This window comes from Bacteroidota bacterium (assembly GCA_039714315.1).
Taxonomy (GTDB): domain Bacteria; phylum Bacteroidota; class Bacteroidia; order Flavobacteriales; family JADGDT01; genus JADGDT01.
In genome coordinates this window covers 49,398-62,772 of record JBDLJM010000002.1, presented here as the reverse complement: position 1 = coordinate 62,772, position 13,375 = coordinate 49,398, and the positions used below count along the sequence as shown (strand labels likewise).

Genomic DNA, 13,375 nt, shown 5'->3' with positions numbered 1-13,375 from the left:
ATACCTAACTAATGATCAATTATGAATAAATGTTTAACCGAACGAATTACCTGGAAAGGACTGTTTCTCTCATTTTTACTGATGGGAATATTTTCAGGATATTCATCTCATTCTGAAAATGTAGTTACTGGGCAATATGCTCAGGAAGCAAGAATTACAGTTCAGGAAGAATTAACCATTAAGGAACTGTTTAAGTTAATCGAAGCTCAAACAAATTTCGATTTCTTTTACAGTAGTAATTTAAAAGAACTCAACAAGAGAGTAGATCTAAATCTTACTAATTCAAGTGTAGAAAAAGTTTTATCAACGGCTTTCTCAAATACAAATTTAGAGTATACTATCCAGGGAAAAGATATAATGATCCGCGAAGCTTCGGCTTCGTCACAACAACAGGAAAAAGTTGTTAGTGGTACAGTTAGAGATGAAACCGGAGTAACTCTTCCCGGAGTAAACGTTGTAGTTAAAGGTTCTGCAATAGGTACTTCTTCTGATTTTGACGGAAATTATCAAATTGAAGTTTCAGAAGGAGAAACATTGGTTTTCTCTTTTATGGGTTATGGCGATAAGGAAGTTGTAGTTGGAGTTTCAAATAACTATAATGTTGATTTGGATCCATCTAGCAATGTACTTGATGAAATAATTGTTGCCGGTGTTGCATCAGGTACATCTAAAAAGAAAATGTCGGTTTCTGTAGCAAAAGTTAATTCTGAAGCAATTAAACATGTACCCCAATCTTCTGTATCTTCGTCATTGCAAGGTAAAGTTGCCGGTGTTACTGTAGCTTCTGGTTCAGGTTCTCCAGGCGCTTCTACAACTATGACACTTAGGGGAGCAACATCTCTTACAGGAAGCCAGGCACCAATGATATTGGTTGATGGTGTTATTATGCAGGGGTCATTAGCAGATATTAACGTTGATGACGTTGAATCAATGGAGGTTGTAAAAGGAGCAGCTGCTTCTGCATTGTATGGTTCAAGAGCAGGTAATGGTGTGGTAGTTATTACATCGAAACGTGGCTCCAAACTTAATAGTGGTGAAACTTCTGTTACAATTAGAAACGAGGTTGGTGTACAACAAGTAGCTAAGAAAATTGATGTTGCGCAATATCATCCATATTTACTTGCTTCAGATTGGGAGTCGGTTGATACTTATACAAAATATAAAGGAGTTGTGTATCCTGATGGATATGTTACAGGATGGGATCCGGGTATTAGAAAGAGTTTAAGGCTTGCTCCAAATGGGATACAGTCACAGCCATTTAGAGTTTATAATGATGTTCAGGACGCATTGTTCAATAATGGTTTGAGTTATACAAACTATATTGGTGTTGCTAACCGTGTTAATCAAACAAACTTATTTATTTCCTTTGAGAATAATGCGAATCAAGGTGTATTGAAAGAAACCGGAGGTTATGGTCGTCAAAGTTTTAGATTAAACTTAGATCATGCTATAAATGATAAGTTAAAAATTTCTGCCAGTAATAATTACATAATGACAAACAACGATTATCCGGGTGGTGGTACCTCTGCATTTGCAAGTGCTGTAATGATGGATCCGGATGTAGATTTGTTTTATGATAATGCAAATGGAGAGCCTTACAATTTTATACCAAATAACTGGAATGATAAAGTAAGAAACCCATTATACGATTTGTATAACAAATCTAATGTAGCAAAAAAGACCCGCTTTATGGGGAGTTATGATATTAACTGGGCTGTGTTTGATTGGATGAGTGTTAAGGCTAGTTATTCAGTAGAATCAGAAGATTATAATGGTACTGCAGTTACACCAAAAGGAACATATACAGCTGTTAGTGAAGGTGAATATGTAGAATCTCAGGGGGCAATTACAAATTACTATCGTGAACGTCTGAATCAAAATTTTAGAGCTACTGCCAGCTTTAATAAATCTTTTGGAGTAATTGATTTTAATGGTAAGTTGAGTTATTTAGCAGAAGATAATTTCTATCAATCAGGTACAGTAGGAGGGAAGAATTTTGAACTTTCAGATTACCCATCTTTTTCAGTAATAGGTGACGATGATTTAACTTTTAGTGAAAGAACTTACATAGATAGAGCAGAGAACTTATTTGCGATTGCATCGTTTGTAGTAAAGGATAGATACATATTTGATGGACTTGTTCGTCGAGATAAATCTTCATTGTTTGGGGTTAATAACCGCACAAATTATTACTATAGAGTTTCGGGGGCTTATCGTGTTTCTCAGGATATAGAAATCCCTGGTGTTCAGGAATTGAAATTTAGAGCTGCTATTGGAACTGCTGGTCAGAGACCAGGGTTTTCATATCAATACGAAACCTATACAAGGATTTCAGGTCAGTATTTGAAATCACATCAAGGAAACAAAGATCTTAAACCATCAAACTCGAAGGAAATAGAATTAGGATTGGATATTGCTTTTTTAGATAGGGTTACGGGTGAGTTTACTTATTCACAAACTAATACTTCAGATCAGTTTATTGAAGTGCCATTATTGGCACACAAAGGAGGTTATTCAACTCAGTGGCAAAATGCAGCATCATTGCTAACAAATACCTTTGAGGCTATGGTTAATGTTAATGTTGTAAAGGATGATAATTGGAATTGGGATTTAGGTTTAACATTCGACAGAACTCGGTCTCAAATAACTGAACTAGAGGTTAGTGAGTTTCAAACAGGACCACAAGATGCATTTTTTATTAGAGAAGGTGAAAGTTTTGGTATTATGTATGGAAATAAGTTTGTTCGCAATCTTGATGAAATGCAAAAACAATTACCTGAAGGAACAACGATTGCAGATTTTGTTGTTAACGTAGATGGTTATGTTGTAAAAGCCGGAACAGAAGGTACCATGGCTGAAGCTCCAATATTCTTAAAAGATGAGAGTGGTTCAAATGCGCTTGAAATTATTGGAGACATGAATCCGGATTTCAACATGGGGTTGACATCAACATTATCATACAAGAGTTTTACTTTTTATATGCTTTGGAAAATGAAGCAAGGTGGTGATATTTATAATAAAACTGCTCAAAACATGGTTAGAGATAACCGTAATCCAATTATGGATCAGGTTGGGAAAGATGCCGCTGACATGAAGTCAGTGTCGTACTACAACGGTTTCTATAATGGAGGTCAAATTAATGAATATTGGATTGAAGATGCCAGTTATATCAGGTTTGCTGAAGCGTCATTAAGTTATAATCTTAATAAGAAACAATTAGGCTCATTAGGGAAATATGTGTCAGGGATTAACCTGGGAATAATTGGAAAGAATCTGCTTACATTTTCAAAATATAGCGGTTATGATCCAGAAGTATTAGTTAGTGGAGTTGCTTATGATAATTACACATATCCCAACTTTAGAACTTTATCATTCTCATTAGGTTTACAATTTTAATATATAGGATATGAAATTAAAATATATAATAGTAGCAATTATCACATCTTTATCTTTTACATCATGTATGGATATGGATATTGATAATATGAATAATCCCGATACAGATTTAGTGTTAGGTGATGGTGATGCTGTTAAAGCTTTAACTGGGGGTTTATTTAAAACATGGTTTGGTGCTCTACATGATAATTATTGGGCACTGGATAAGCGTACTGAAACTCCAGGTCATGTATTATGGTATTTGTCAGATAATGGTACTACTTCATGGGCAAACCATGGTGCTTATGATTTGGGAATGGAACCACGAGTAGCTTATAATAATACACCAACTTATTCTCGTCGTGAACTTACCGAGTCTTATTACAAGAATGTAGCTTCTGTTGCTACCTCGGCAGTTGATGTTTTGACTGCGATCGAAGGTGGAGTGGAAATAGGTAAAAATGGAGAAGAAACGCAGATGGTAAGAGCATTTGCGAAATTTGTTCAGGGTATATCGAATGGATATTTAGGTTTGATGTTTGATAAATCATTTCCAGTACGTACAAAAGAAGATTTTGATAATTTGGAGTTTGTATCATATCAGGAAATGCTAAACATTGGTGTCTCTCAGTTAGAAGAGGTAGTTGCAATTTGTGAATCTAATCAATTTGTATTGCCGGAAGTTTGGATCCCCGGGGCTAATTATAGCAATGTAGAATTGGGAGAACTTGCTAATTCTTTTATTGCTCGTCTATTAGTTTATGGTCCTCGTAATAAGGCGCAAGACGATGCTACTGATTGGGCGAAAGTATTAATGCATGCAGAGAAAGGTATTCAGCAGGATTTAGCTCCTATTAGTGATGGTAATTGGGGATCATGGAGATCTCAGTATATTAATAATACTGTTCGAGATGGTTGGGGTAAAATAGATATGAGGATAATCAATATGATGGATCCTAATATGCCTGCAACATTTCCTGAATCGGGAGATATATCAGAATTGCCTAACAATGGTTTAGCAACATCAGATGATGCAAGATTGCTGACAGATTTTTCGTATGATGATAAAAATGATAAGCCGGAGAGAGGATATTACAGATGGTCGTCTTACAGATATAAGCGTTTGGATAATATTGCTGTCAGTGATTATGGACCTGGTGAAGCAATAACAGAGTTCCGAAAGGCAGAAAACGATCTGTTTATTGCTGAAGCTAAATTAAGAAACGGAGATATTGCAGGAGCTGCTGATATTGTCAATGCCGGAACAAGAGTTACGCGGGGGGAATTGCCAGAGGTTGCAGTTGAAGAACAAGTGGTAAAAGAAGCTATTTGGTACGAAAGAAATATAGAATTAGTGTTGTTAGGTGTGGGAGTAAATTTCTTTGATATGAGAAGAAATGATCTATTGCAACAAGGAACTTTATTGCACTTCCCATTTCCTGCACAACAGCTACAGTTACTTGGACTTCCATTCTATACATTTGGTGGTACTGAAGGAGTTCCTGGTGAAGATTACTCAATTGGAGGTTGGAAATAAATTTGAATAAACATATTAGCCACTCGGTAAAAAAATTACATAAAGGCTAATCCAATACTAATTATAAATAAATATAAAAATGAAAAATTTTAGAAACATTTTATCAGTAGTTGCAATTGCTACAGCTACAGTATTTACATCTTGTGATAAGGACTCAGATGATCCTGAAGTTATTGAAGTAGAATCAGTATATTCTGAATATGCTTATGAGCAAACAGTTAATGCCGATGGAAGTGATCAAAGAATTAAGATTGCTAATAATGAAGCTCTTGCCAGAATGAATGGAGCTACTGAATGGACAGTGGAAGCATGGATAAATACACCTGAAGTAGTGAAAAACCAGGAGGTTGCCAGAAGATGGAACCAGTGGTCTTTTACAATGTATAGTCGTGATAGAATTTATTTTACAGTAAAGGATGACGATGGTAACAGTACATACATAAATGTTAGACCCGGTGCTATTAAAACTAATGTATGGCAGCATGTTGCAGCAATTTGTGATGGAACTACAATAAAACTTTATGTAGATGGAGTTAATGAAACTTTCTATGTAACCGAATGGGAATACGAAGACGATGGTACTACACATGTTGTAGATGCTGATGGATGGTGGGTTGTTAAAGCTTATAATGACTATTATGACGCTCAAGCAATGAATACTATAGCTGCGGATGACGCTTCTGCAAATGGATATGTTGGATACGGAGGTGTTGGTAATTCATTTGTTGGAAAAATTGATGGAGTGCGTGCTGTTGCTGAGAAATTCCGTATCGAAGACCTTAATTATGATGATGTTAATGCAGAGCTTTATTCTGTTACAGCAGAGACATCATTGATGTTTAACTTCGAAGAGGAATTCGAAACTGTAGATTATACTGATGCTGAAGGAAATCCTGCAACAAAGATTGTTACTAAAAACGAAGCTGATGGAGGAGAAGTTTTAGTGCAAGGTGGCGGAGTTCGTGTTGCTCTATAATTGAATTATAATATGATTATTTGATTTAATGGGGGTGTCTGTATATATGGGCATCCCTTTTTTTTAAATATTTTATGACAAAAGGATACGCAAATTATTATTATTCCATTGCTATTTCATTTATACTGATGATAAATGGTCAGTTATTAGCACAAACGGTAATTACAACAACTAACAACAATAATATTGCCAAAACAACGCAAGAATACGGGCCTTTGTTGACTGATACATGGGGTGGAGTTAAATGTGTAGATGATACCGGAGTTTCTGTGTATCCTTTAAATTATTATACTCCAAACCATTGTTCACCCGGATGTGTTGCTATTTCATTGGCACAAGTTCTTAATTATTACGAATGGCCTAAAACCGGAACAGGAAGCAATGTTTATCAGGATAATTATACACCTTGTAAAGATTGTGAAGCTTCATCAAAAATACATACTGCATTTTTCGATTCTGTTGAATATGATTATGCAAATATGCTTGATGAGTATAAATATAAAGCATCTACTGATATTCAACAAGAAGCGGTAGGTAAACTGGTCTATCACGTAACAAGTGCATTGCAAATGAATTTTGAGTATTATGGGTCTACTTCAAATGTAAACAAGGTACCATTTGTTGCTGAAAATTTTTTCCGTTTTTCCGGTCATTACGAATACCCTGATTCGTATGCTCTTTTCTGGGAAAAAATGAAGGATAATTTGAAAGCGGGAAACCCTGTTCAAACAGCTATCGAGGCTAGTAGAACCGGAGACGGACACGCTATTGTTGTTGATGGATATAGAGAGTCTGATGGACTTTACCACATAAATTGGGGAACATATAATGACTGGAATGTAAAAAATGGCTGGTACGATATAGAAAATTGGACTGATGCATCACCGGGATATAATAGAATTACAGGAGCATTGTTAGACATGTATCCTGTTCCTCAAATTTCATCTGTTGAAAGTGAAGATGGCACAAGTGATATTACTGTAAATTGGATTACAAGTGAATTTGTAAATCATAATGAATATACACTTGAGCAAAGAGTTGACGGTGGCGAATGGGAATTAGTTTCTGATGGTATCACAGGCAAGTTTTACTCCATAGTTAACCCTACAGGAAATGTATATCAGTTCAGAGTAAAAGCCATGACTAATGGTAGTTATTATGATGATTCATGGTCTGAAATAGAAGTATTTGCTGTAAATGGTGGATATAACGGTTATGTAAGCTTGGGAGGAGACCAAAAATCCTTTGCCCGTCAAACTACAAATGGCGACTTAGACTTCACCGGAGATTATACTTTTGAAACATGGATAAGAGTGGATGAGTCTTGTTCCGATAAAGATGTTATTCTCGATCAGGAAAATGTATTTGCTTTTGAAGTAAATGATGTTACTGCTACATCTTACTCAATTGACTTTACTGCTAATAGTGGGGCTAAAGTTTCAACGAGTGAATTAGTATTTGATGAATGGATTCATATAGCCGTTTCTCATTCAGGATCATTTACAAAAATGTTTGTTAATGGAACGCTTCGCAGCGAAAGTACTGATAGTGGTTTTAATTTATCAAAAAGCGATAAGGCTTTGAATTTTGGTGAGCGTTATCACAGTGGGTATTCAGGTAAGCTAAATGCGGATTTGGATCAGCTTAGAATTTCAAGTATAGCCAGGTATTCAAGTGACTTCACTCCTTCGCAGAAAGAACATTTTGATGTAGACGCTAATACAATAACCTATCTCACTTTTCAAAATGTACATGGAGTCAGATTCAAAGATTCAGCTCGAAAATTGAGTTTTATCTTGAAAGATGATGCTTTGTCGTTAGACTGGGAGTTCGAAGAAACGGAAAACGAATTATCGAATGATGATTTAGAATTAATAGCATCGTTAATCTCGGTATATCCCAACCCTGTTGTAGTTAGCAATTTTATTAAAGTATCTATAACAGAAAATGATTTGCTGAATTCAAAAGCCATAAAATTCAATCTGTTTGATTTAAATGGAAAGAAATTAGAGTTGAATTCTTCCAGTGAAATTTCATCGAACAAATGGACATTACAATTACCTTCTATTAATACAGGAATATATATTCTTCAAATTGATGGAGGAAACTTTAAAATGAACAGAAAAATAATTATTGAATAACATTTACTAATAGCTAAACTCTGAGTTGAGCTATTAGTGGACTTTATTTGTGTTAGTAATTATTGAAGAGAAAAAGCCCTTTTTAGGGGGGATTTAATCAAATTCTCCCTATAGGCTTTTTTTTCGGACAATTTGTATTGTTATAATTTAAACACATATAGAGTATAGCGTTGTTTTTACAACAGAAAATACAGTAATAGTACTTTACATTAAATGTTTTATCAACCCCCAAGTAAACCGCAAAATCGAATATGAATTAAAAACCAATCAAATGAAAAACTTATTGTCGCTTCTGTTGTTATTAGGATTAATAGCAAATGAAGCAGTTGCTCAAAATGTTGTAAAACCCGAGGAAGTTGTGCAGGCTTCTGTTTTATCAACAAAGCTTGTAAATAGTACAATTGACACATTATTAACAGATAACTGGGGGGGTGTTAATTGTTATGATGACGATTCAGTAGCAGTTTTCCCTCTAAATTACTTTACACCATGGCATTATTCTGCAGGTTGTGTTGCAATTTCCATGGCACAGGTACTTCACTACTGGGAGTGGCCTAAAACCGGAGTAGGTTCCCATACCTACACGGACAACCAAAATGATTCGCAGAAAACATATTCCGTCGATTTCTCTTCTCAAACTTACGATTATGATAATATGCTCGATAATTATTATTATCAACCTTCTACAGATGTACAACGCAGGGCAGTAGGTTATTTGGCTTATCATTGTGCCGTTTCTGTAGATATGGACTTCGAGTCGTACGGATCCACTTCTAACGTTAGCCGTCAACCGGATGCATTAAATAATTACTTTAGATTTTCAGGGCATTATAAAACCAGAACATGGGACAGTTTTTGGACCCGCATGAAGGAAAACCTGCGTGATGGTAAGCCGGTTTTAATTGCAATAAAAGACGTAGATAATACCGGTGCCGGACATGCATTGGTTGTTGATGGTTATGATGAAACCACAGGACTGTATCACCTAAACTGGGGGTGGCATGGACGATATAATGACTGGTATGATATCGAATTTGGATGGGATGGAACAGGCGATGGATACGATCTGGTAGAAGCTGCTGTATTCGATATATTACCGAATCCTGAAATTACAGAAATACTTAGAGGTGATGTAGAAAAGCAATACACTCTGAAGTGGCATGTAGCAGATAAACTTAACTGGGAATCATTTTCTGTTGAACAACAAAAGGATGGAGGAGACTGGGAAGTAATTGCAGCTGAAGTTTTAGATACTCAATTGAATATTTCAGTAGTTGAATCAGGAACATATAATTATAGGGTGAGAGCTAAAATTAATGGTGGTTATTTTTACAACGCATATTCAGAAGGAATGTCTGTTTTTGTAAAAGACGATATAGTTGCATTGGAGTTTGATGGCGATGATTCGTTTTTTATTTATGATAATTCTAGTAACGACTTGGACGTTTCTGATGAGTGGACCATAGAGACATGGTTTAATGTTGCGAACCATACTTCAGGAACCTATCCTGTTCTGCTTGATAGAAAAACAGTTTTCTCATTGTACGTAATTGATGATAATAATACTCAGGCTGATTACGCTCTGCGCTTCGCTGCGCGAAATTCATATGGAAGTATAGTTGCTTCGTTGAGAAGTGATAATAGCTTAGCTGTATTGAATTATGGTGATTGGCATCATGTAGCTATATCAAGAAAAAGCAATAAGACCTATTTGTTTATTGATGGTAAATTGGTAGAAACAAGTACTGATAAGGATTTTAACCTTACATCAACTACCGGCGCATTAAATGTCGGAGCAAGGTATTGGAGCGGTTATGAAAGATACTTCAACGGTAAAATAGACGGTATAGCAATTTCATCAGAAGGGAAATATATTTCTGGTTTTACTCCAAATATTCAGGAAAACTATCCGCTTACTGAAAATTCCGTTTTAGCTCTTAACCTGGATGAAGGTATAGGAACAGATCTTGCCGATGAGGCAGGTAATTTTAGTACTGTAAAACTAAGAGTAAGTCCGAATCAGGCTAATTGGGTGTTTGAATCATTTATCGGCTCATTAAGAAAAACGCTTGATAGTGAAAGTGTATTGATCGAAAATGAAATTTCAATTTACCCAACTGTTGTTAATGATGAATTTAATATCAAAATAAATCAAGCGGTTGGAGAGAAATTCAATTACCATATTTATAACAGTCTGGGGCAGTTAATTAAGGCAGGTAATTCAATTTTAAAGGATGGTAAAGCTTACAGGGTAGGAGTTAATACATTTACTAAAGGAATTTATATTGTAAAAGTAAATAGTTCTGATTTTTCTGTTACGAAAAGAATAATGATACGGAAATAATATTTCTTAATCATAATAATACCAAATAAACATCAAAATGCACCGTATATTTTTCATCTAATCCATTTTTACATCTTTTAAAATTTCTTCCATAGCCCTGCTATGCAATAAATTTGAAACTTGTAAAAAAAAATTATATTTCAAATCTAACAGAGCATTCTGAAATTTAATTGGTATAAAAAGAGTCCTTAGGATTTTACTAAGGACTCTTTAGTTATGTAATAATACCAATTACGTTTCAGAATGACATGTAAAAATCAAAGTATTTTTGATTTTAACGATTTACAAAAATCGTTGCATAGCAGGGCTACGGAACTATTTTTTACAGAAGATAAAATTGAAAAGACAAAGGTTTTATATGTCATTTTGATGTGTAATTGGTATAAATTACTCTAACTATTTTCTTACAATTATTCTTTCTGTAAGATTAGAGTTAGCACTTTCTATTTTTACAATGTATATTCCATTGGAAAGTTCGCTAATATCGATAGTAGAAATATTGTTTTTAGATAACTCCACATTCGATACTTTAACTGTTTGGCCAACATAATTGTATACTTTTATTAATGCATCTTCATCAATACTTGATTCGATATTAATTACCTCACTTGCTACAGTTGGGAATATTTTAAGCCTGTTTGTGAGTGGGTCTATATTTTTCTCACTGAGAGTTTTTCCTAAAGATGTCTGGTGTTTTTCAAATACCCAATTAGGATTATTGTATGGCACTCTTAATTTAACAATTGCGAAGTTATTTGTTTCATCTGTCAGGTCTATACCTGTACCTTCATCTATGTTCAGTGCAAGTACTGTATTTGCATCAATAGGGTAATTTTCTGTAATATCCGGTGCGAAGTTAGATGTGTACTTTCCTTCTTTAGATATTGCTATACCATCCAGTTTTCCTTCCATGTATCTTTGATATCCTCCCCAGTATCTTGCCCCAATATTAAGTGCTTTTGTAGTTGGAGTTAGTGCAAAACCAGTTTCGTTTGAACTATCTGCAAGCTGCCCGTCAATAAACAGACTTGTTATTCCCAGACTACGGGAAATAGCAACATGGTGCCACTGTCCGAAGTTCATATTTAAGGAACCACGCTCACTGGATACATATGCAATTGTTCCTCCTGTTGAAGAACGTGAAGCAAAACGTAGTGCATAATCAGCATCGGTATCACTGATTACATATAAAGAGAATACAGTCTGTCTGTCTAAAATAACAGGATAAGTACCCGCAACGTGACTTTTTATATTAACCCAGGTTTCTATTGTCCATTCATCAGATATGTCCATATCGTTACTCGAATTATCATATACGAAGAACGAATCATCACCATCGAATTCTAAAGCTATGATGTTATCTTTTACAACAATTGATTTTTCTTCAGATTTAGCACCCATAACACCACTTGCAGAAACTCTGAAGTTGTAAGCTCCACCTTCAGGGATGCTTATATTTACACCGTTTTCGATATCTCCGGACCATATTTGGCGACCAAAGTCAATATAACTCCATTCTCCGCCATTTACCTGTTGTTCCACATAGAAGACACTGTAATATGCGTAATCAGCTAATCTACACTTAAGTATATATTCAGATTCTACTTCACTTTTAACAATCTCTGATATTTCAGGAACAGGAGTAATATCCAGTACAGCTCCTACAACTCCAACTCGTGATGTTACGTAGGGATCATCAGTCAACGCATACCATCCAGTATTTAAATAAGCTTCCGGAACAAAAGTATTAGTTACAATATGATAATATTCTTTTCCATTTTCAAGTTTATAACCATCAACTACTACAGCTACCTGTCCTTTTCCATACTCATCTAATGCTAAAATTACAGGTTGTCCATTCTGTATGTTCCTTTCTAATGTACTCCAAAAGGCGGTATAACTTTGGGGCTCTTCGTAATGAGAGCCATAACGGAAGTGGTTAGCTAATGCCTCAGGAATACGGTTTATATTAGAAGTTGTTTTCCAACCTTCAAAATTTGCATCCACAGAAACGGCACAATGATACATTAATTTTCCAACTTCCTGAAGTTCTGCTTCAGTTGCAGGCGTAGTTCCGGCATTAGGCGCATAATAATTGTCTGCTAGAAGATCATAGTTGTAAAATGCACCACTAAAATCAACAGAATGAGTACCTGTGGCATTTGTTCCATAATCAGTATATGTGTGTGAACCAACCCCTGTTTTAGGCCACTCCCAGTGCTTCATAACAGTACCCATTGCCATGGCTACTGATCCGGGTGAGTAATTTACCGGAGTATAATAATTGAATGGATTAAAATCAGTAGGTGCAATACTGATATCAACCCAATCAGTTTGAATAAGCGGGGGATATACTATCACCTCGCCTTCGGTTTGAGCATTTGCGTTAGTACCGATAAGTACTAATAGCATTTGAAAAATAAGTAATGATTTTCTCATTTCATTGTTGTTTTAATTAATATTAATTGTTGTTTGATTTAATTATTTGTAAAAGTTTTATATCTGATAAAGTGTTAATAGAGCTTCCAATTTTATACTGATATATATGAATTAAGTATTCAGTTTACTGTTGTTTATTCATGGTTGAATTTTATTTCATGGCAAAAGTATTTGTTTCTTTTTGTGTAGGCAATAGGTTTTTTAGGTTTCAAATTGTAACTCCTATATGTGTTTGTAGTTAATTATAGTAAGGTAGTAGTCCTGTATGGGTATATGGTCTTATTGTGATTTATATCAGGTTTGCTATCTTTTAGGGTGGTTGTGTACTATTGTAGAGATACATTATAAGGCCGTATTGTTTGTGATTGTAAGTTTGCTATCCTGTATATGGCTTGTAGGATATAAAGTGTAATAATCAAACGATAGAAGGGTTTGATGTGTAAGTTTTGGTTTTTAAAGAAGAATACGGAGAATATTTTTAAAAAAAATGTCACCATCATGAAAAAGAGTTATGTACTATATAAAAATGTATATAAAAATAGGAATGGTTGCTAAAAGAGTAA

General features: G+C 34.9%; 6 protein-coding genes. 5 read left to right on the top strand and 1 reads right to left on the bottom strand.

Going from position 1 to position 13,375, the window contains the following annotated elements; genetic code table 11:
* Positions 1 to 21: 21 nt before the first annotated feature.
* The 5 genes from ABFR62_00635 to ABFR62_00615 all read left to right on the top strand — a co-directional run bounded on the left by ABFR62_00635 (position 22) and on the right by ABFR62_00615 (position 10,373).
* Positions 22 to 3,396: a SusC/RagA family TonB-linked outer membrane protein gene (locus tag ABFR62_00635; protein ID MEN8136923.1), complete on the top strand. Its 3,375-nt coding sequence runs from the start codon at positions 22 to 24 to the stop codon at positions 3,394 to 3,396.
* 10 nt (positions 3,397 to 3,406) lie between these two features.
* A complete protein-coding gene (locus ABFR62_00630) occupies positions 3,407 to 4,912 on the top strand; it encodes a RagB/SusD family nutrient uptake outer membrane protein (protein MEN8136922.1) in 1,506 nt (501 codons plus the stop codon).
* A gap of 79 nt (positions 4,913 to 4,991) precedes the next feature.
* Positions 4,992 to 5,888, top strand: coding sequence for a LamG domain-containing protein (locus ABFR62_00625; GenBank protein ID MEN8136921.1), 897 nt, complete (start codon positions 4,992 to 4,994; stop codon positions 5,886 to 5,888).
* Between the two features lie 74 nt (positions 5,889 to 5,962).
* Positions 5,963 to 8,029, top strand: coding sequence for a C10 family peptidase (locus ABFR62_00620; protein MEN8136920.1), 2,067 nt, complete (start codon positions 5,963 to 5,965; stop codon positions 8,027 to 8,029).
* A 271-nt stretch (positions 8,030 to 8,300) separates the two neighbouring features.
* Positions 8,301 to 10,373: a C10 family peptidase gene (locus ABFR62_00615; GenBank protein ID MEN8136919.1), complete on the top strand. Its 2,073-nt coding sequence runs from the start codon at positions 8,301 to 8,303 to the stop codon at positions 10,371 to 10,373.
* Between the two features lie 396 nt (positions 10,374 to 10,769).
* Here the strand turns inward: ABFR62_00615 and ABFR62_00610 are convergent, their stop codons facing one another.
* Positions 10,770 to 12,812: a C10 family peptidase gene (locus tag ABFR62_00610; GenBank protein ID MEN8136918.1), complete on the bottom strand. Its 2,043-nt coding sequence runs from the start codon at positions 12,810 to 12,812 to the stop codon at positions 10,770 to 10,772.
* Positions 12,813 to 13,375: the final 563 nt, after the last annotated feature.